This window comes from Devosia sp., from assembly GCF_048261455.1.
Classification (GTDB): domain Bacteria; phylum Pseudomonadota; class Alphaproteobacteria; order Rhizobiales; family Devosiaceae; genus Devosia_A.
Genome location: NZ_JBLXGA010000009.1, coordinates 82,632 through 101,929, shown reverse-complemented (window position 1 = coordinate 101,929; position 19,298 = coordinate 82,632). Strand labels below are relative to the sequence as shown.

Genomic DNA, 19,298 nt, shown 5'->3' with positions numbered 1-19,298 from the left:
CTAGTGTGATGCCGATTCGGGCGGGAGAGCGCGGCCATGCGTGAACTCAGGGGCGGACTGACGGCGCTGATGCTGGTCGCACTCGGCCTTCTGGCGCTCGCCGGCTACGATATTGGCCTGCCGGGTCAGGACGTGCTGCAAACCCTGCGCTTTCATATCGCGGCGCTGTTGTTCGGCATGATCGTCGTCATGTTCGCCTTCGGCGCCTGGCGGCGCGGGCTGCTGTTCACGCTGGCCCTGGCGGTCGGCTTCGCCCAGGGCGCCCAGATCGTCTATCAGCAGCAGGAGCCGCGCCGCGCGCTCGCCGCATCCAGCGATGCCACGGCGCCCCTCCTGCGCATGATGAGCTTCAACGTGCTGACGTCCAACACCCGCAACGCCGCCGCCATCGCCGCCTATATCCGGCAGTCCGGTGCCGATCTCGTCTTGCTGCTCGAAGCAACGCCGATGCGCGACGAGCTGGAGGGCCTGGCCGATCTCTATCCGCATGTCGCCGGCTGCAGCGGCCTGCATTCATGCGGCACGGTACTGTTGTCGAAGACCCGCCTCGAGCGCGAAACGCTGCGCGCACTCAGCCCCCTCTACGAAGAGCGTCTGCTGGTCACCGCGACGACGATTGCCGGCCAGCGCATCAACATCGTCGGGGCGCACCTGTCCAAACCCTATTTCGATACGATCGCCGATGGCGAAGCCAATAATCTCGCCAATGCCATCGCGCGGCTGGAAGGGCCGCTGGTGCTGGCGGGCGATTTCAATGCTGCTGCCTGGTCGGACAATATCGCGCGGCTCTTGCGCCGCACCGAGCTGATCCCAGGACCAAGCTATCCGGGCACCTGGCCGGTCGAACTGGGCCCCTTGGCCCTGCCGATCGACAATATCTTCACCCGGCCGCCGCTGCTGATCCAGCAGTATCGCGCCATCGATGATCCGCTTGGCTCCAACCACCGCGGCCTGATTGCTGATATTGTGCTGACCGGCGGTTCTTGAGGCATTTGCGCCCCAACTGACCAGTTACGTATGACGGGCCGCAAAGGTTACATAACAGGCGCTGCACGTTTCTTTGTGTTGTCATTGTCCGCGCGCGGCACCAATTGTGGCGCAACAGGAAAAGAGGGAAGAGCCATGCCCAGATCAATGCACCGCAACAAGCTCGCGCTGGCCGTCGCCATGGTGGGCGCATTCGCCACCAGTGGCGCGCAGGCCGCCGACACCGCCACCGCCATTTTCGCCGGCGGCTGTTTTTGGTCGGTCGAGTCCGACTTCGACCACGCCCCGGGCGTCGTCGCCACCACCTCGGGCTATATCGGCGGGCATGTCGACAACCCGACCTATTCCCAGGTGATCACCGAAACCACCGGCCACCGCGAGGCGGTGATGGTGGAATACGATCCTTCGGTGACCAGCTACGAAACGCTGGTCGACACGTTCTTTCACCTGATCGACCCGATCGAGAGCCGCGGCCAGTTCTGCGACTATGGCGAGAGCTATACGACGGCTGTCTACGCCGGTTCGGAAACCGAACTGGAGATCGCCATGGCCGAAAAATCCCAGGTCGCCGAGGAATTGGGCAAGACCATCGCCACCGACGTCGAGATGGCCCCGACCTTCTGGCCGGCAGAGCACTATCACCAGAACTTCTGGCAGAGCTCGGACCAGCTGTCGAACGGGCTGACCAAGGCGCAGCACTATGCGCGCTACCGCGCCGGCTGCGGCAAGAACCGCCAGGTGGAAGCCATCTGGGGTGAAGACGCCTTCAAGGGCCTCGACGGCCACGCCTGATCGGCAGCTGAAACCTTGATGAAGGCCTGAGGGAAACCTCAGGCCTTTTGTGTGTCTGCAGAGTCGTCGGCGGCTTCTGGCATCTGCTTCACCATGACGTCGAGCTTGTTGTACGGAATTTCGACGCCGGCCGCATCGAGCGCCAGTTTGGCGCGCTCGTTGAAATCGACATTGGTCTTCCAGTAGTCCGACCCGGCGACCCAGCTGCGCATCGTCAGATCGACCGCGCTGGCGCCGAGGCCGGCGACGAAGACGAAGGGCTCGGGGTCGGCCAGCACGCGCTCGTCCTTGGTGATCGACAGCATCGCCTCGCGCGCCTTGGCGAGGTCAGCGTCATAGGCGATGCCGACCTTGGTCTCTACCATGCGCTTGGGCTCGCGGGTGTAATTGGTCACCTTGGCGTCCCACAGTTTCGAATTGGGAACGAACAGGAAGATCCCGTCATACGTGCGCATGCGGGTCGAAAACAGGCTGATCTCCACAATCGTGCCGGCGATGCCATCGGCGTCGATATATTCGCCGACATTGAAGGGCCGCAGCCAGATGATCATCACGCCGGCTGCGATATTCGACAGCGTGCCCTGCAAGGCCAGGGCGATGGCGAGGCCGGCCGCGCCGAGCACGGCGAGGATCGAGGCTGTCTGCACCCCGAACTGGCCGAGGACGATGACCACGGTGATGACGATCACCCCGTAGCGCACCAGTTCCGAGATCAAAGGCGCGATGGTGTTGTCGATGCGCTGGGTGCGTGGCAGCAGGCCCCGCACCTGCCGGCTGAGAAACCCGGACAGGAACCAGCCACCCCACAGCACCAGCAGAGCCGTCAGCACGGAGATGGCATTGTCGACCAGCCACTCGGTGGAAAAATTGAACAGCTGCGCATACTGCATCGCGGTCGTCTCCAGTGCGTTCATCGGGATTGTGTCGTCCAGCTTATTCAGGCCCGGTGGGGGGCGTCGTCACGTGAGGTCCGGGGTTTTCTCCCCCGGAGTGGGGGTATGCGGATCGACCGCAAGTTCAACTTCGGCGTGGGCATTGCCCGACAGCATCCTGTTGATGGCCGCTTTCGATTGCTCCGTCAATTCGCGCAAGGCCGGTAGATAGTCCGGGGTTTGCACCCAGGCGCGCATCTGCAGCACCAGTTTGTCACCGACAAAACTCTCGACATGCAGCGTCGGCGCAAGGTCCTGCTCGACCCGCGGATCGGCGCGCGCGATTTTCAGCACGGCTTCACGGGCCCGCGCGACATTGATGCTGTCCGGCACGGTGAAGTTGACGTCGATCCGCCGCCGCCGCTCGCGGCTGTGATTGGTGATGGCCGAGTTCCACAGCTTCTGGTTCGGGGTGAAGATGTAGAGCCCGCTGGTCGAGCGCAGCCGCGTGCCGAACAGACCGATTTCGATCACTACGCCGGCGACGCCATCGCCGACGACATATTCGCCGATCGCGATGGGGCGCAGCCATACCAGCATGATTCCCGCCGCGATATTGGCCAGCGTCGATTGCAGCGCCAGCGCAATGGCGAGGCCGGCGGCGCCCAGAACCGCAAAGATCGAACCGCTCGGCACGCCGAGAAAACCGAGCGCCGTTACCACGGCGAACACTGCAACGGCATAGCGCGCCGACTGCGCCAGCAGCGGGCCGAAATTGCGGTCGATGCCGGTCGCGCGCGGCAGCAGCCGGTTGATCATCCTCTGCGCCAGCCGCGACAGATAAAGGCCCGCGAACAGAATCAGGATCGCGCCGGCGATCGGCACGATGTTGCGGGTCAGCCAGTCGACGGCTCCCGCATACAGCTCTGGAGATGTCGGCATGAAAGGCCACGTGCTGCGTCGGTCTGTCCCAATCCGTTAACGCAACGGGTCGAGACCGGCAAGAAAGTGTCGCATCGCGACGACAGGGATGGACAGGCCTGAATCGCTCTGGTAGTCACCGCCCCGGATCGGGCGACTAGCTCAGTTGGTAGAGCAGACGACTCTTAATCGTCGGGTCCGGGGTTCGAGCCCCCGGTCGCCCACCATCCACCCTCCTGTCAGGTCACAGGTTTCTGCGCAGCGCGTCGGCATAAAGCCGCGCGAAGCCGCGGTGCGGGCTGCGCATGAAATGGCTGCGCCTGAGATCCCAGTTGTCGTTGATCATCGCCTCGGACCGCCGGTTGGCAATCCGGTCGTACCCGCCATCAGGGTAGACGGTCAGCTCGCCTGCCAGCAGTCGGCCTTCGGCAACGAGAAAGTCGACGCGGATCAGGTCGATGTCGCCGGCAGCGCGCGGTGCCAGCGCCATGGCCTGACGAATCAGCGCAATCGTTTCCGGATTGGACGGCAAGGCCTGGGCTTCATCGGGGTGCTGGGATCCGCGCTCGGGCAGCGGCGCGGCCGTCTCGTCATAGGTGGTGGAGCGATGCCGCAGCTTGTCGGCGGCCCAGGTGCACACGGCCAAGCCGCCGGACACATAGACCTTGATGTCGGTGGGTAGGTCGCCACCGCCCAGTGTCAGCACCGGTTCAGCAAAAACCATCTGCGGCGCATTGCGATAGCCCCATTCGTTCCGCGCGCGCCGCCGGGTCGAGCGCTGCCAGCGTTGCCAGCGCCGCACCAGCGCGTCGCGCGACAGGCTGCCGCCTTTGACCAGCAGATTGGTGGACGAGCCCGCATTCGCTTTCAGCATGAAATCCTGCGCGAACAGCGAGTCAGGCAGATCAGCTGGTGAGGCGCCGCGCCACAGCGTCGGCACCTGAGTGAGCTCCGGCACCCGCGCCGCCAGCAATGCCTTGGTCTCCAGCTTGCCGGCCATGGTGGTGAAATCGGGATTGCGGTCGAAGAGTTTCCGCCAGAACTGCTTTTCCTGGTAGATGCGGGGCAGGGCCGGGTTGGGCCAGTAGCCAATCATGCGGCGGAATCTTCGCGCGGCCCCAAAGTGCGTCATTACCAGAACGCCGCGCAACGCGGCAAAAAGCATGCGATCGTACCACACTGGCGCCGAAGCGGCTGTGGCGGCTGGGGCGTCTGGAGGCGGCACGGGGGTTTTCTGCGGTGATTCTGGTCGTCGCTCATTGTTGGCGCAGCCGCCGGCGCCAGCAAAGCACAAATATCTTTCGGTGCCGGGTGCCAAGCTTGAGGCTTTCGCGTTATGCCCCTACATAGCGCGTGCGACGCCACCACGGTTTCTTCGCGACGCAACTTCAGGAGACTGCACTCATGCCTTTTGGGATCGATCCCTCACTGTTTTCGGCATTTGTGCAGGTCATTCTGATCGATCTGGTGCTGGCCGGGGACAACGCTGTCGTTATCGGCCTCGCGGCAGCGGGTCTGCCCAAGGACGTGCGTGCCAAGGCGATTCTGATCGGTATCGGCGCGGCGACAGTGCTGCGCATCTGCTTCGCCCTCATTACCGCCCAACTGCTCGAACTCGGCGGTGGCCTGCTGATCGCTGGCGGCCTGCTGCTGCTGTGGGTCTGCTGGAAGATGTATCGCGAGATCGCGACGCCGCCCGAGCAGCATGAAGATGCCATGGAGGCGGTGGCGGACAGCGATCTCAATGCGGACGGGACGGTCGCCAAGCGCGCGCCGAAAAAGAGCCTGCGCCAGGCCGTGACGCAGATCATCATCGCCGACGTGTCCATGTCGCTCGACAATGTGCTGGCGGTGGCCGGTGCGGCGCAGCATCACGAGATCGCGCTGATCTTCGGGCTGGGCCTGTCGGTGTTGATGATGGGCGTTGCCGCCTCGCTGATTGCCGGCCTGTTGCACCGCTTCCGCTGGATTGCCTGGATTGGCCTTGTGGTCATTCTCTACGTCGCTGTCCGCATGCTCTACGAGGGGGCGGATCAGCTGCTGGACCACAGCCTGCCGGCCATTCCCTTCATCAAGAGCGCCGCCACCACAGTGGTGCACTAAGGCAAGCCCGGCACTCGGGCGCTAGCGTCCGAGCAGCGTGTCGACACGAGCCCGGAAGCGCGCGACGCGGCCCATGGCCATGCCGGAATCATAATCGTCGGTGGTTTTGGTGTAGAACTTTTCCATCACCACATAATCCTGCCCGAAAATGTGCTGGCGCAGGATCGTCGTTTGTTCGTAGCCGTAGCGGCGGAGCAGGGCGAGGGCGACCTCGTTTTCCGGGCGGACAAAGGTAAAGGCCTTGTGGAACTTGCCGTTGTCCCAGTGCTCGTCGAAGATCCGCATGCCATGCAGGCCCAGTCGGCTCTTGCGATGTGACGGGAAGATCCAGCTCCAATAGCGGAAGATCGCACCGCATTCCGGCCCGGAGATCAGGCCGCCACCCGGCTCGCCATCCACGGTGAGGATGATCACGTGATAGGGGTCCACGCGCTGCAGCGCGCGCAGATACCCTTTGCTGAGCCGCGCTTTTTCATGCGTCTTGAAACGATCCGAATAATATTCGGACTCATCGATCACTTCCATGAGCCGGTCGTGAATCATGTCGATTTCGGCGGCCGTTGCCGCGTGATAGCCAAGCTTGCTCATGCGCATCCCCTCTGAGTGGGGCCAGTCTCGCCCAAAAGCCCAGCCAAACCGTTTATCGTCACGGTTTCTATTGCCCTAAAAGCATCTGCTGCCGCTGCGCTTGCTGGCACAGGCGCGCTTGGCTAGAACGAAATCAAACAAGGAGGAGCGCGACCATGAGCGACGATCAGGTCTTTGAGCCGAGCGATGCCGCCAAGGCCAACACCCATGTCACGGCCGAACAGTATGAGCAGATGTACGCCCGCTCGATCAGCGACCCCGATGGTTTCTGGAAAGAGCAGAGCGAACGGCTCGACTGGATCAAAGCGCCGACCATCATCAAGAACACCAGCTACGCCTATCCGGACATTTCCATCAAATGGTACGAGGACGGCGTTCTCAACGTTTCTGCCAATTGCATTGACCGGCATCTCGAGACGCGCGGCGATCAGGTCGCCATCATCTGGGAGGGCGACGATCCCTCGACCCAGGCTGAGGTCACCTATCGCGAGCTCCATACCCGCGTCTGCCGCTTCGCCAATGTGCTGAAGGCCCAGGGCGTCAAGAAGGGCGACCGCGTCACCATCTACATGCCGATGATCGTCGATACGGCAGTGGCCATGCTCGCCTGCGCGCGCATCGGCGCCGTGCATTCGGTGATTTTTGGCGGCTTTTCGCCCGATTCGATCGCCAACCGCATCGAGGATTGCCAGTCGCACGTCGTGCTGACCGCCGATGAGGGCCGCCGCGGTGGCCGCACCATTCCGTTGAAAAAGAACGTCGATGATGCGCTTCAGAAGGTCTCCGGTGTCAAGACCGTGGTCGTTGTACGCAACACCGGAAACGACGTGGCGATGCAGGACGGCCGCGACGTCTGGTACGACGATGTCGTCGGCAATGTCTCCGACGACTGCCCGCCCGAGCCGATGAACGCCGAGGACCCGCTGTTCATCCTTTATACCTCGGGCTCGACCGGCAAGCCCAAGGGCGTGCTGCACACCACCGGCGGCTATCTGGTCTATGGCTCGCTCACCCACCAGTTGAGCTTCGACTATCACGATGGCGACGTCTTCTGGTGCACCGCCGACGTCGGCTGGATCACCGGCCACACCTATATCGTCTACGGCCCGTTGGCGAACGGTGCGACGACGCTGATGTTCGAGGGCGTGCCAAGCTATCCCGATGCCTCGCGCTTCTGGCAGGTAGTCGAAAAGCACAAGGTCAACATCTTCCACACCGCGCCCACCGCCATCCGCGCGCTGATGGGTGCCGGCGCCGAATATGCCGACAAATACGACATGCCCTCGCTGCGCCTGCTCGGCACGGTCGGTGAGCCGATCAATCCGCAGGCCTGGATGTGGTACCACGAGCATGTCGGCAAGGGCCGTTGCACCATCGTTGATGCCTGGTGGCAGACCGAGACCGGCGGGCACATGATCGCCCCGTTCCCCGGCGCCATTCCCACCAAGCCCGGCTCGGCAACAAAGCCCTTCTTCGGCGTGCAGCCGGTCATCCTGTCGCCCGATGGCGTGGTGCAGGAGGAAACGAAAGCCGAGGGCGTCCTCGCCATCGCCGACAGCTGGCCCGGCCAGATGCGCACCGTCTATGGCGATCACGATCGCTTCGTGCAGACCTATTTCACCCAGTACAAGGGCTACTACTTCACTGGCGACGGCTGCCGCCGCGACGAGGATGGCTATTACTGGATCACCGGTCGCGTCGATGACGTGCTCAACGTCTCCGGCCACCGGATCGGCACCGCCGAGATCGAAAGCGCGCTGGTCGCCCATCCCAAGGTGGCAGAGGCCGCCGTGGTCGGCTATCCGCACGACATCAAGGGGCAGGGGATTTACACCTACATCACCCTGATGACCGGCGAAGTCGGCGACGATGCGCTCAAGACCGAGCTGCGCAACTGGGTGCGCAAGGAGATCGGGCCGATCGCCAGCCCCGATCACATCCAATTCTCGCCCGGCCTGCCGAAAACCCGCTCCGGCAAGATCATGCGCCGCATCCTGCGCAAGATCGCCGAGAACGACTATGGCGCCCTCGGCGACACGACGACCCTCGCCGATCCGTCGGTCGTCAACGATCTGATCGACAACCGCCAGAACCGCTGAGCGGCAGACAACACGGCGGGGGCCTGGTCCCCGCCGTCTTGATTCGTAAGCAGGCGGCTCGTTTCCTTTCGCCACAATTGCCGGGCAGATTGCGATAACTTCAACGCTGTCGTGAGTCGGTCCTTGCCCCGTTCTGTTGTCCGTCTGCTGGCCCGGCTGTCCGCCGGCCTCGTCCTCGCTTCCGCCATCGCCGCAACCGCACCGGCCAGCGCCCAGTCGCTCGAGCAGATGGCAGGACAGATGATCCTCGTCGGCTTTCAGGGCGACTCGGTGAACGACAAGTCGATCATCGCGCTTCGCGACGAGATCGCAGCCGGGGGCATCGGCGGCGTCATGTATCTGAAGACCAATGTTGCGAGCCTCAAGGCCGTCAAGGCGATGAACGCGGCCTTCCGCGACGCCAGTCCCGATCTGCCGCCCTTTATTGCCCTCGATCAGGAGGGCGGGCTTGTCGAGCGCCTCACCAAAGCCGTCGGCTTCCCCGAAACCCCTTCGGCGGCCGATGTGGCGGCGGCAAACAGCCCGGCAGGCGCCCGCAAGGTCTATGGCAAGATGGCAGCGGGGATCGCCGCCAATGGTTTCAACCTCAATTTCGGGCCGGTGGCCGATCTCAACGTCAACAAGTCCAACCCGGTGATCGCCAAATACGGCCGCTCGTTCAGCGACAAGGTGTCCGAAGTGGTCGACTACGACCTCGCCTTCATCACCGCGCACCATGCCGCCGATGTGCTGACCGCCATCAAGCACTTCCCGGGTCACGGCTCGTCCACCGGCGACACCCATGAAGGCTTCGTCGACGTCACCGGCACCTGGAAACAGGCCGAGCTCGACGTTTTCCGCGATCTGGTCAACACGGGACAGATCGACATGGTCATGTCGGCCCATATCTACAACGCCGATTATGACCCCAACGGCAGCGGTGCTCCGGCCAGCCTGTCGAAGGTCTGGATCGAGGACGTGCTGCGCGACGACCTCGGCTTTCAGGGCGTCGTTGTCACCGATGATCTCGAAATGGGCGCCGTGCTGAAGCACTACCCGCTGGCCGACCGCGTTAAACGCGCGGTGCTGGCCGGGGCCGATATCCTGCTGTTTTCCAATACCGCCCGGCCACGTCAGTCGATCGGTGCCGATATCCGCAAAATCCTCGTCACCGCGGCCGAGGCTGACCCGGCAGTGCGGGCACGGATCGAGGAGAGCTACAAGCGCATCGTCGCCCTCAAGCGCCGGCTCGCCAACTGATCGGTTGCAAGTCGGCTCGGGTCTCGCTATAGGGTCAGTATTGCTGACCTAAATGGGTGACGTCATGGACTCCGCCGCGCTGCTGGCCTTTCTCGCAGCAGCCGTCCCGTCGTTTTTCACGCCGGGCCCGAACAACCTGATGCTGATGGCTTCGGGCGCCCGCTTCGGCATCACCCGCACCCTGCCGCACATGTTCGGCATCGTCTTCGGCTTCCCGCTGATGGTGTTTGTCGTCGGCCTCGGGCTGGGCGAGGTGTTCACGGCCTTTCCTTGGCTGAAAACCGTCCTCAAGTTCGTCGCCGCGGCCTATTTCCTCTGGCTCGCCTGGCACCTGATCGGCATCAAAATCGGCGATGTCGACGCCAAGAGCCGGCCGCTGCGCTTCATCCAGGCGGCGCTGTTCCAGTGGGTCAATCCCAAGGCCTGGGCCATGGCCGTTTCCTTCACCGTGCTGATGGTCGTGCCGGGGGACGGCAAGCTGGTCTCGCTGGCCATGCTGACCATCGCCTGCGTGCTCGTCGGCTCGGTGTCGGCCATCGCCTGGCTCGCCGGCGGCTCCGGCATCAAGGCGCTACTCGAACGCACGGGTGGCGAGCGCTATGTCGGCTATGTGCTGGCCGCGCTGATGGTCGTCGCGGTGATCCTGTTTCTGCTATAGCCGGTGTACGGCGCCATGCGGGAGTTATCCCCATGCGGCAGCGCCGCTGAGGCAATTCCATTCCGGTCCGCGACCGGTCTGCTATAAGGTCGGCTCGATCCCGGCAGGAGAACGTCATGAGCGAACAGGGCACGCAGAGCCAGCACTACCGGGCACTGTTCCTGTCCGACGTACACCTCGGCATGCGCCCGACCCGCATCATCCAGCTCATCGATTTCCTGCGCTGCCATGATGCCGATGTCATCTATCTCGTCGGCGATATCGTCGATGGCTGGCGCCTGGCGAAATCCTGGCACTGGCCGGTCGAATATCACCAGTTGATCGACATCTTTCTGACCAAGGCCCTGGCCGGCACGCGCATCGTGGTGCTGCCGGGCAATCACGACGAGTTCCTGCGCGAGTATCTCGGCACCTATTTCGGCGAGGTCGAATTCGTCGATCGCTACATCCACACCACGGCTCAGGGTAAATCCTATCTGGTGATCCATGGCGATCAGTTCGACGTCGTCGTCGCCCATGCCAAATGGCTCGCCCATGTCGGCGACTGGGCCTATCGCTTCGCGCTGCGCGTCAACATCGTCACCAACTGGGTGCGCCGCCGGCTCGGCTTCGGCTATTGGTCGCTGTCGGCCTGGGCCAAGCAGAAGGTGAAGAACGCCGTGTCGGTCATCGGCCGCTTCGAGGAAGCGCTGACGCTTGAGGCCCGCGATGCCGGCGCCGACGGCGTCATTTGCGGCCATATCCATTATGCCGACATGCACGAGCGCACCGGCGTGCACTACGTCAACACCGGTGACTGGGTGGAAAGCTGCACCGCGGTGGTCGAAACCGAGGAGGGCGAGCTCGAACTCGTCCACTGGACCGAGCCACCATCCACCGCGCGGCATCGCCGCCGGCGCGGCCGCCGGGCCCGTAAGGCCACGACGCCCGAAGCCTGAGTCTGGGCCACCAGCCGGGGCCAAGACACGCGACTGACTTCGCTTGGGTCGGCCCCGCGATTCTGCGAGCACCGGAGCGATCGGGCAGGGCGCAGGTTGATCTTTCGCGCCATCGTCGCCACTGTGCGCGGCGCGGCGGAGTCGTCCGCCCGGAGCCTTTTCATGCCTGCCATTTTCGATGCGTGGCGCCGCTCGCCCGAGCTGCGCGCCTCCGTCTTTCATTCCACCGTCTTCGGCACCAACGCCGTTTCCTCCGTCTATCTCGGCATCTGGCTGACCAACCAGGGCATGAACGCCGACGAGATCGGCTTCATCAATGCCGCGCCGGTGCTGGCCATGCTGGCCATCAATGTCTTCATCGGCCGGCTCGCCGATCGCGCCAAGGACTGGCGTAGCGTCATCATCGTGCTGGCGCTGCTCGCCGCCGCGGCAGCCACCGGCCTGTGGTTCGTCTCCGGCTTCTGGAGCATCCTGCTGGTGTGGATGATGACCATCATGCCGGCCTTTTCGCTGGTGCCGGTCACCGATGCCGCGACGATGCGCATGACCGAGCGCCGCGGCAGCGATTTCGCCTTCATCCGCGGCTGGGGCACCATCGGCTTCGTCTTGACCACGCTGCTGGTCGGTGGGCTGGTTGCAACGTTCGGCGACGCCGCTTTCGTGCCGCTGTTCGTCGGCGTGGCCGCCATTCGGGCGCTGGTGTCGCTGCAATTGCCGGTGTTCCGCAGCGGCGAGAAGCCGAAGCCCACGACGCGCCCGGCTGGGGCCAGCCGCATGGGCGAGGTCCTGAAACCCTGGTTCGTCATCGCGCTGCTCGGGCTCGGATTTCTCTATTCCACCCACGGCGCACTTGGCGCCTTCGCTGCGCTGTCATGGACCCGCCAGGGCATTTCCGAGGCGTGGATCGGTCCGCTGATCGCCGTTATGGCGGGCGCCGAGGCCGTGATGATGTTCGCCTGGCGACGGCTCAAGATAAAGGTTTCGGCCCGCCATCTCATCATGTTCGCCTGCCTCGTCGCGGTGGTCCGCTATGGCGCCATGGCGTTCGCGCCACCGCTGTGGCTGCTGTTCGGCCTGCAGATGCTGCATGCCATCACCTTTGCGGTCGGCTATCTGGGCGGCATGTATTTCATCGCCAACTGGACCACCGAGGAGATCGCCGCCGAGGCGCAGGGTTTCTCCTTCGTTCTGCAGCAGGCGATGAGTGTCATCGTGCTGGTCGGCATGGGCTGGTGCTACGCCAATTTCGGCGATTTTGCCTGGGCCATTCTCGCCGCCTATGTCGCCGTCGGTGCCGGCCTCGTCGCGCTGTCGCTGCGGCTGAAATCGGCCGCCAACCAGCCGACGACCGCCGACGATCTGCCGCTCGCCGATCCGGGCCCGCTGCCGCCGCAGGGCGCCGAACCGCGCAACTGAGCAAAGGGCAAAGAGTGCCCGCAGCCTTAGGCTGCCGCACATCTGGTAGTTCGGCCCTGGTGGACCGCGACCGGGGCTGGGGCGAAGCTGGCGTCGACCGTGCAGCCGCCGGCCGGTCGCCCCTGCGTGTTTCCCTAGCCAGGGGCAATTGCCGATCTTTCGGATTGGGCGGCGCGAGCGCAGCGTTCCGGTTTCAGCCTCGCCTATCAAAGAGCCGAAGATCCTCGCCGCCAGGCGCGGTGCCGGCCAGCCGACACCAGCACAACCTCGCAAAGAAAAAGGCCCCACGTCGCGAGACGCGGGGCCGTCAGTGAGGTCAACTTATGAGCGGTCAGCCGAGCCGGCCGCTCGCATGGGCTAGCATGGTGTAGACCCGGCCACGATCGCTCAGCAGATACTCGCGGGTCTCACCGGCAGGGTCGGAGCCGGCGGCGGCACGCTTCAGCAACTGCTCGAACTCGGACATGTAGCTGGTTGCGGTCTTGGCGAAATCGCTGTCGCGCTGCAGGCGCTTGCGCACTTCGTCATAGGTACCCTGACCGGTCAGCGTATAGATCCGGCGCGAGAAGACGTTCTGCTCGCCACCCTGATACCGCTGCCAGGCCTCGGCCAGCGCCTTGGAGTCGATCGCCTTGGCGATTTCCTCGGTCAGCGTGCTGAGGTTCTGGCCCTTGGGTTCGTCCTGAGCCGGGGCCGGAGCCGGGGTAGCCGCGGGCTTGGCGTCGGCCTGAGCCGTGCTCGGGCCCGAAGCATTGCGCAACACGTCGCGCAGCCAGCCGCCACCTTCTTCCGACTTGCCGGACGCTTCGCTGCTGGCCTTGGCCGGCTGCGGGGCAGGCCGCGTCTCCTTTGCCGGGGTCGGCTGACGCGGGGCCGGCACATCTGGCATGGCCGCAAAGCGGGGGCGAGACGCCTCGGCCTGACGCGACGGCTCGGGCTGGCGTGCCGGCTCGGGCTTGCTGCGCGGTGCCGGGGTCTCGTCCCGCGGCGGGCGACGGTCGTTCAGGTCATGCGTGGCCGGCTGGGCCCGCACGATGGCGTTGAGCTCGCTCAGCGCTTCGATCTGCTCGGCTACGACGCGACGCATTGCAGCGGCGCTCTCGCGGGTTTCCTCGGGCAGTTCCATCACGCCGCGGGCCAGTTCCGAGCGGGTCGATTCGAGCTCGGCGCCGACTTCCTTGGCCGTGGCGCGCATGGCGGCAGCGGTTTCGTTGAAGCGATGCGTTGCCTCTTCGAGTGCCTGCTGCATTTCGAGGATCATCGTCTGCTGCGTCTGGCGCAGGGCATCCGATGCCCGCTGGCTTTCCGAACCCGCCGTGCTGGTGAACGAGGTGAGCTGGGTTGCCACGCGATGCGAGGTATTCTCCAGCGCCTCCTCCAGCACATTGGTGCTCTTGCTCAGCGCTTCCTTGACCTGGGTCGAGCTTGCCGTCAGCGCCTCGTCGAGCTGCGTGCGGTTGCTGCCCAGCACCTGTTCCATCTTCTCGGTGGTCGCGCCGAGCGCGGTTTCGAGATGCTCGGTCGTCGAACCCAGCGCGGTTTCGAGGTTCTGTGTCGTCGCGTTGAGCGATTCCTGAACCTGATTGGCTGTGCTGCTGAGCACGTTCTGAACCTTGTCGGTGGTCGCACCGAGCGCGGTCTCGAGACGCTCGGTGGTCGAACCCAGCGCGGTCTCGAGGTTCTGCGACGTCGCGTTGAGCGACTCCTGCACCTCGTTGGCGGTGCTGCCGAGGACGATCTGCATCTTCTCGGCGGTCGAGCCCAGGGCCGTCTCAAGGTTCTGCGTCGTTGCGTTGAGCGATTCCTGAACGTCGTTGGCCGTGCTGCTGAGAACGAACTGCATCCTCTCGGCGGTCGAGCCCAGAGCCGTCTCGAGGCTCTCGGTGGTCGAGCTCAGCGAGGCATGGACCTGATCCGCAGTGCTGGTCAGCACGCTCTGCAGACGGTTGGTCTGGTCGTCGAGGGCCGAATTGATCGAACCGGACGTTGTCTCGATGGTCTCGGTGACATGCGTCGTCGTCGAGGCCAGCAGCTGCTCCATCGCCTCGCGGGCCGACAGCAACCGCTGCTCGGTATCCTCGACCGTTTCGGCGATGTTCTGAGCAAAGCCACGCATCCGGCCGTCGATCTCGTCGGCGCGGGCACTGAAGGTCGTGGCCAGCGTATCCATCGCTTCGCGACGCTCGTCGAGCATCGTGACCGCGAAATTGCTGGTCGAGTTCAGGTTGTCGGCGGCCTTGTCGATCGAGCGGGCCTCTTCGTCGAGGCTGCCCAGCATGGTGCCGAACTCTTCGACCATCGAGGAGATCGAGGTGCGCAGGGCCCCCACATGCTCGGTGACCATGAGGCCGGCCTGCTCGGTCGATTCGATCGCCTCGCGTACCGTGTTCGAATAGGTCGAGGTCTGCTGCGCCACGCTGGTCTCGAGATTGGCGAGGTTCGCCGTCGAGGCATCCAGAACGTTCTGCAGCAGGATGTTGGAGTCGTTGAGCTTGCCCAGTGCCGTCGTCACATCGGTGAGGATGCGCGAGGTCGACTGACCCATCAGCTCTTCGGCGCCACGGGCGCTTTCCTCCAGCGCGTGGTTCAGCACGTTCTGGTGGTTGTTGAGGGACATTTCGAGCTGGGCCGACTTGTCGCTCACCAGCGCCGAGAAGGCATCGGTCTTTTCGCCCACGACGCGGTTGATGTCGTCGACCTTGCTGCCGATCGCGTCGGCTGCGGCTACGGCCTTGACCGAGACCAGCTCGTCGACTTCGCCCGACACGGCGCGGATCTGCTCGAGCGCACCGCGCACGGCAAGGTCCATCCGGTCGGCCGTCGCGTTGACGTCCTGGGTGATGTTCTCGGTTGCCATCACGATGCGGCGCGAGATCGTCTCCTCGATCCGGTCGGCGCCGGATTCGAGATCGGTCATCGACTGCACGAGGGCAGTGTTGATCGCCGTGTTCAGCGACGACAGGCGCTCGGCCGTGATGTCGGCGCGGGCGGTGATCGCCTCGGGCAGGGTGCCCAGACGCTGGTCGACCGTGTCGGTGATCGCCTTGCGGGCCGAGTTGACGCCGGTCTCGATGATGTCGGCGGCCTTGCGGGCGCTGTCGCCCACCGTCGAGGCCGCGCCATCGATCCGGTCGTTGATTCCCGTTTCGGCATCGGCCATGCGCAGGATCGCGTTTTCCACCCCACGGTTGAGGTTCTCGCTGACTTCGGAAACCTTCGACGCGATGACGGTCGACACAGCCTCGGCGCGCGAGGTCATGGTGTCGTTCACATTACGCAGGCTGGCATCCAGGCGCTCCTGGGCGCTGGCACTCTGCGCATCGATCGTGCTGGCCAGCTGGCTGGTCCGCTCACCGATCGCATCGGCGAGGCTCGAGGTGTGCGAGCCGAGCGTTTCGCCAAGCTGCTGGGTGCGCGTGTTCAGCGCTTCCGACAGCTCGTTCGAACGGGCGGCGACGGTCTGCGCCAGCACCTGGGTGCGTTCGTCCAGCGCCGAGCTCATGGCCTGGCCGTGCTGGTCGAGCGTTCCGCTCAGCGCCTCGGCCCGGGCGGCAATCGCCTGGTCGATCTGATTGCTGCGCTCGTTCAGCGAAGTGTCGAGGGTCTGCGCGTGATTGAGGATCGTCGTGTCCAGCGCCTGCGCGTGGCCCGAAATCGTCTTGTCGAACGCCGCGACGTGCTGGGTCAGGGTGTGATCCATTTCGCGGGCCCGGCCGGCAATCGCCTGATCCAGTTCGCTCGTCCGCCCGACAAGGGCCTCGGAAAGCTCGCTGGTCCGACCTGCCAGCGCTTCGGAGAGTTCGCCGGTGCGCGCGGCGAGGGCTTTTTCGAAGGTCGAGGTATGGCCGGACAGCGTCGCGCCGAACTCGCCGGTGCGGCTGGTGATTGCCTGCTCCAGCTCGTTGGTGCGGGTCGTCAGCGCCAGCTCAAGCTCGCGGGTACGGTTCGACAGCGTGTCGTCGATCTCTGCCGTGCGGCCCGAGAAGGTCTCGATGAAGTCGGCATTGCGCGCTTCGAGCGCTGCGTTGAGCGTCTGGGTGCGGCTATCCAGGGTATCGCCGAGCAGCTGCGTGCGCTCGTCGAGCGCCGTGCCGATGACCTCGGTATGGCCTTCCAGCGCATCCGACAGCTCGCGGCTGCGGTTGGCGATCGTTTCGGTAATCTGCTTGGAGCGCTGGCCCAGCGTCTCGGTCATTTCGCGGGTGCGCTGGCCGACCAGCTCGTTGAAATGCTCGGACTTCTCGTCGAGCGCGATCTCCAGCACATTGGCACGGGCGGCAAAGCTCGCGTTGTGCTTGTCCATCGCCGCGACCAGCTTCTCGCCCTTGTCGCCGATGACGCCGTCCAGCGTCTGCAGGCGATTGTCGATGACGACGGCAATTTCGTCGAGCCGCGCATCGAACTGCGCCAGGTTCTGCGAACCGGCACCGGTGAGGGTGACGCGGGCCCGTTCCGTCGTGTCGTCGAGGGCGCCGCTGAGCTCGATCATCGCCGACTGCAGCCGGCTTTCCATCGAATTAACCTGGATCTGCACCTGTTCGTCGAGCTGGTGGCTCAGCCCGCCCAGCAGCTGCTCGGCTTCGCGGGCCCGGCCCGTGATGTCGGTGGCGATGCGGGTCCCGATCATGTCGAGCGCACTCGACACTTCATGGCCGCGGTCACGCAGCTGATCGAGCAGGGTGATGCCGCCCTGGCTCAGCAGTTTGGCCAGCGAGGAGGTGCGGTTGTCGATCGCGTCCGACAGCGTCATGGCGCGGCTGTCCAGCGCCTCGGTCAGCGCTTCGGTCCGTCCGTCGATGACTGCGCTCAACTCCTGCGTGCGGCTCTCGAAGGCACCCGAAATGGTGTTCGAACGGTCCTCGAGCGTGACGTTGATCTGGCTGGCGCTGTCATCGAGCGCGCTCAGCAGGCTCGAGGTGCGCTGATCGATCAGCGACACGAAGCTCTCTGTGCGCTCGCCGAAAGCGCCGTTCAGCGAGTTGCCGGCGGTTTCCAGCGCCTTGGTCAGGTTGCCGCCGGATTCGACGATGGTGCCCGAAATGCGCTGCGAGATCATGTCGAGGTCGAACACCAGGCCGGTGTGGCTCTCGGTGATCGCTTCGCGCACCCGCTCGGTATTGGTGATCACGGCTTCGCGCTGGCTGGCCAGTTCCTGGATCAGGGCGCGCATGCGCGATTCATTGTCGGAATAGGTGCGTTCGAGCGCGGTGACCTCGTTGTGGATCATCACTTCGAGCTCGCCGGCGCGGCTCAGCGCCCGCTCCAGCCCGTCGCCGAGCGCATTGACTTCGCGGCGCACGGCCTGGCCGACAGAGGCGACCTTTTCGGACGCCGTGGTTTCGGGCTCAGCGAGGCGGATCGCGGCCTGTGTCACCGCGGCAGCGGCATTGCGCAGCTCGTGGGCACGGCGCACCAGCGTCGAAACGGCGAAAATGCCGAGAACCGGAATAACGGCAAGTGCCACCAGACCGATGAAATCATTGGACCCGAAGAAGGCGGGCGAGGCCATGTCGCTGCCATTGCGGATGAGCGCGATCAGCGCGACGGCGACGACCCAGCCCACGGCGATCAGCGTCGCGACCATGGTCGGCGCGCCGGAGGACTTGGCCTGCAGGCCATACAGGATCTTCGAGGACTGGAAGCGGTCGTCATTGGCGACCGAGCCGGTCTGCGCCGCGAACTTGTCGGCAGTGCGCTGGCGTTCGGAGCGCGCCGAGGTGTCGCGCTGCACCGGCTTGGGGCCGGGCTTCTCTTTTTCCTTGGCTTCCTTGGGGGCGCTGGCGGCGGCTTCGGGCTGATCGAGATCAGCGAAGACCGAGTCTTTCAGCGCGTCCTCCACGGCCGAAAACGCGAGGGTGGCGGGATCGTTCTGGGACTGGGATGTCTTTTTTGCCATTACTCTACAACTCTCGCATTCGGCGTACGTGCGGTACCGGACGTCGTGAGTTGTCTTGGACTAACCCGTATTCAGGGAAAGCGTCCAAACAGGGTAAAATGCGACTAAAATTACGCATATCGACCCATACCTCACGTCGCCGCACGCTAGGTGAACCCCAAACATACATTCAATTTAAGGCAAACCGAACGCTTTCTTAAGCAAAGGTTAATTTTGCAGTGGACCGCTTGGTTAACGCGATCGGTGGCATTGCACCATTCCACTTAAGCGGCCTTTCAACGCGGATCGATAGCCTCATTTCCAACGATCCCGAGCAGCTCATGCCCGGGACGGTTTGGGGGTAGTCCGATGAGCGAACATTCAATACGCATGCACGAGCAGGCCATGCCGCAGCGCGGCGGTCCGATCGACATGGTACATCTGGAGCGGCAGTCCCTCGGGGACCCCGGGCTCCAGGATGAAGTTCTTCGCCTCTATTCCGATATGTCCTTGGTCTATCTTGAGCGGATCGAGACGTCCACCACGGTGCCCGATCTGCTGCGGAATTTGCACACCTTACGCAGCGCTGCCGCCGGTGTTGGGGCGGCGACAGTCCGCGATCTCGTGGCCCATGCCGAAGGGGCCTTGCGCGACGGCGCCGACGTCAATCCCGAGTGGGTTGACGAGATCGCTGAAGCGGTGACCGAGTGCCGCGACTATATCTCCCGCCTCGTCGCTGCCTGAGCCCCAGGCGCTCACCAGTCTTGCGCTCACCAGCCTTGCGCCCGCCAGCCTTGCCGCCCGGCAGTG

The 19,298-nt window shown here is 64.3% G+C and carries 14 protein-coding genes and 1 tRNA gene; 10 read left to right on the top strand and 5 right to left on the bottom strand.

The features are described from left to right. The first annotated feature begins 36 nt into the window (after nt 1–36). Both ACN0TK_RS11400 and msrA read left to right on the top strand, forming a co-directional pair. Nucleotides 37–987: an endonuclease/exonuclease/phosphatase family protein gene (locus ACN0TK_RS11400; protein WP_417309613.1), complete on the top strand. Its 951-nt coding sequence runs from the start codon at nt 37–39 to the stop codon at nt 985–987. Nucleotides 988–1,122: 135 nt separating this feature from the next. After that, complete coding sequence (msrA, locus tag ACN0TK_RS11395) at nt 1,123–1,779, top strand: peptide-methionine (S)-S-oxide reductase MsrA (RefSeq protein WP_417309612.1); 657 nt, start codon at nt 1,123–1,125, stop codon at nt 1,777–1,779. A gap of 38 nt (nt 1,780–1,817) precedes the next feature. Here msrA and ACN0TK_RS11390 read toward each other — a convergent pair whose 3' ends face one another. Together ACN0TK_RS11390 and ACN0TK_RS11385 are read right to left on the bottom strand one after the other, a co-directional pair. Continuing rightward, entirely contained in the window at nt 1,818–2,693 is an 876-nt protein-coding gene (locus ACN0TK_RS11390) for a mechanosensitive ion channel family protein (RefSeq protein ID WP_417309611.1), read from the bottom strand. Between the two features lie 45 nt (nt 2,694–2,738). Beyond that, nucleotides 2,739–3,593 (bottom strand): mechanosensitive ion channel family protein, encoded by an 855-nt coding sequence (locus ACN0TK_RS11385; protein WP_417309610.1) that lies wholly within the window; start codon nt 3,591–3,593, stop codon nt 2,739–2,741. Between the two features lie 130 nt (nt 3,594–3,723). Between ACN0TK_RS11385 and ACN0TK_RS11380 the strand changes: the two genes are divergently transcribed. After that, a tRNA-Lys gene (locus ACN0TK_RS11380) sits at nt 3,724–3,799 on the top strand. A gap of 17 nt (nt 3,800–3,816) precedes the next feature. On the opposite strand, the gene ACN0TK_RS11375 is transcribed toward ACN0TK_RS11380, so the two are convergent. Then, entirely contained in the window at nt 3,817–4,668 is an 852-nt protein-coding gene (locus tag ACN0TK_RS11375; RefSeq protein ID WP_417309609.1) for an ATP-grasp fold amidoligase family protein, read from the bottom strand. Nucleotides 4,669–4,976: 308 nt separating this feature from the next. Between ACN0TK_RS11375 and ACN0TK_RS11370 the strand changes: the two genes are divergently transcribed. After that, entirely contained in the window at nt 4,977–5,675 is a 699-nt protein-coding gene (locus tag ACN0TK_RS11370) for a YjbE family putative metal transport protein (protein ID WP_417309608.1), read from the top strand. Nucleotides 5,676–5,696: 21 nt separating this feature from the next. Here the strand turns inward: ACN0TK_RS11370 and ACN0TK_RS11365 are convergent, their stop codons facing one another. Beyond that, the gene (locus ACN0TK_RS11365; RefSeq protein ID WP_417309607.1) at nt 5,697–6,263 is read right to left on the bottom strand and encodes a hypothetical protein; all 567 of its coding nucleotides are present in this window, start codon (nt 6,261–6,263) and stop codon (nt 5,697–5,699) included. Nucleotides 6,264–6,418: 155 nt separating this feature from the next. Here ACN0TK_RS11365 and acs point away from each other — a divergent pair, with 155 nt between their 5' ends. The 5 genes from acs to ACN0TK_RS11340 all read left to right on the top strand — a co-directional run bounded on the left by acs (nt 6,419) and on the right by ACN0TK_RS11340 (nt 12,613). Continuing rightward, nucleotides 6,419–8,362 (top strand): acetate--CoA ligase, encoded by a 1,944-nt coding sequence (acs, locus tag ACN0TK_RS11360; RefSeq protein ID WP_417309606.1) that lies wholly within the window; start codon nt 6,419–6,421, stop codon nt 8,360–8,362. A gap of 123 nt (nt 8,363–8,485) precedes the next feature. After that, nucleotides 8,486–9,601, top strand: coding sequence for a glycoside hydrolase family 3 N-terminal domain-containing protein (locus ACN0TK_RS11355; protein WP_417309605.1), 1,116 nt, complete (start codon nt 8,486–8,488; stop codon nt 9,599–9,601). Between the two features lie 64 nt (nt 9,602–9,665). After that, complete coding sequence (locus ACN0TK_RS11350; protein ID WP_417309604.1) at nt 9,666–10,259, top strand: LysE family translocator; 594 nt, start codon at nt 9,666–9,668, stop codon at nt 10,257–10,259. A 116-nt stretch (nt 10,260–10,375) separates the two neighbouring features. Continuing rightward, nucleotides 10,376–11,197: a UDP-2,3-diacylglucosamine diphosphatase gene (locus tag ACN0TK_RS11345; protein ID WP_417309603.1), complete on the top strand. Its 822-nt coding sequence runs from the start codon at nt 10,376–10,378 to the stop codon at nt 11,195–11,197. A gap of 162 nt (nt 11,198–11,359) precedes the next feature. After that, nucleotides 11,360–12,613 (top strand): MFS transporter, encoded by a 1,254-nt coding sequence (locus ACN0TK_RS11340; RefSeq protein ID WP_417309602.1) that lies wholly within the window; start codon nt 11,360–11,362, stop codon nt 12,611–12,613. Between the two features lie 331 nt (nt 12,614–12,944). Here ACN0TK_RS11340 and ACN0TK_RS11335 read toward each other — a convergent pair whose 3' ends face one another. After that, the gene (locus ACN0TK_RS11335; protein ID WP_417309601.1) at nt 12,945–18,509 is read right to left on the bottom strand and encodes a hypothetical protein; all 5,565 of its coding nucleotides are present in this window, start codon (nt 18,507–18,509) and stop codon (nt 12,945–12,947) included. 348 nt (nt 18,510–18,857) lie between these two features. On the opposite strand from ACN0TK_RS11335, the gene ACN0TK_RS11330 reads away from it, so the two are divergent. Continuing rightward, nucleotides 18,858–19,232: an Hpt domain-containing protein gene (locus tag ACN0TK_RS11330; RefSeq protein ID WP_417309600.1), complete on the top strand. Its 375-nt coding sequence runs from the start codon at nt 18,858–18,860 to the stop codon at nt 19,230–19,232. Nucleotides 19,233–19,298: the final 66 nt, after the last annotated feature.

What these genes read in the sequence shown, in the direction of transcription:
- ACN0TK_RS11400 (WP_417309613.1), top strand. Translation starts at nt 37, where the DNA reads ATGCGTGAACTCAGGGGCGGACTGACGGCGCTGATGCTGGTCGCACTC.
- msrA (WP_417309612.1), top strand. Translation starts at nt 1,123, where the DNA reads ATGCCCAGATCAATGCACCGCAACAAGCTCGCGCTGGCCGTCGCCATG.
- ACN0TK_RS11390 (WP_417309611.1), bottom strand. Translation starts at nt 2,693, where the DNA reads ATGAACGCACTGGAGACGACCGCGATGCAGTATGCGCAGCTGTTCAAT.
- ACN0TK_RS11385 (WP_417309610.1), bottom strand. Translation starts at nt 3,593, where the DNA reads ATGCCGACATCTCCAGAGCTGTATGCGGGAGCCGTCGACTGGCTGACC.
- ACN0TK_RS11375 (WP_417309609.1), bottom strand. Translation starts at nt 4,668, where the DNA reads ATGATTGGCTACTGGCCCAACCCGGCCCTGCCCCGCATCTACCAGGAA.
- ACN0TK_RS11370 (WP_417309608.1), top strand. Translation starts at nt 4,977, where the DNA reads ATGCCTTTTGGGATCGATCCCTCACTGTTTTCGGCATTTGTGCAGGTC.
- ACN0TK_RS11365 (WP_417309607.1), bottom strand. Translation starts at nt 6,263, where the DNA reads ATGAGCAAGCTTGGCTATCACGCGGCAACGGCCGCCGAAATCGACATG.
- acs (WP_417309606.1), top strand. Translation starts at nt 6,419, where the DNA reads ATGAGCGACGATCAGGTCTTTGAGCCGAGCGATGCCGCCAAGGCCAAC.
- ACN0TK_RS11350 (WP_417309604.1), top strand. Translation starts at nt 9,666, where the DNA reads ATGGACTCCGCCGCGCTGCTGGCCTTTCTCGCAGCAGCCGTCCCGTCG.
- ACN0TK_RS11345 (WP_417309603.1), top strand. Translation starts at nt 10,376, where the DNA reads ATGAGCGAACAGGGCACGCAGAGCCAGCACTACCGGGCACTGTTCCTG.
- ACN0TK_RS11340 (WP_417309602.1), top strand. Translation starts at nt 11,360, where the DNA reads ATGCCTGCCATTTTCGATGCGTGGCGCCGCTCGCCCGAGCTGCGCGCC.
- ACN0TK_RS11335 (WP_417309601.1), bottom strand. Translation starts at nt 18,509, where the DNA reads ATGGCAAAAAAGACATCCCAGTCCCAGAACGATCCCGCCACCCTCGCG.
- ACN0TK_RS11330 (WP_417309600.1), top strand. Translation starts at nt 18,858, where the DNA reads ATGAGCGAACATTCAATACGCATGCACGAGCAGGCCATGCCGCAGCGC.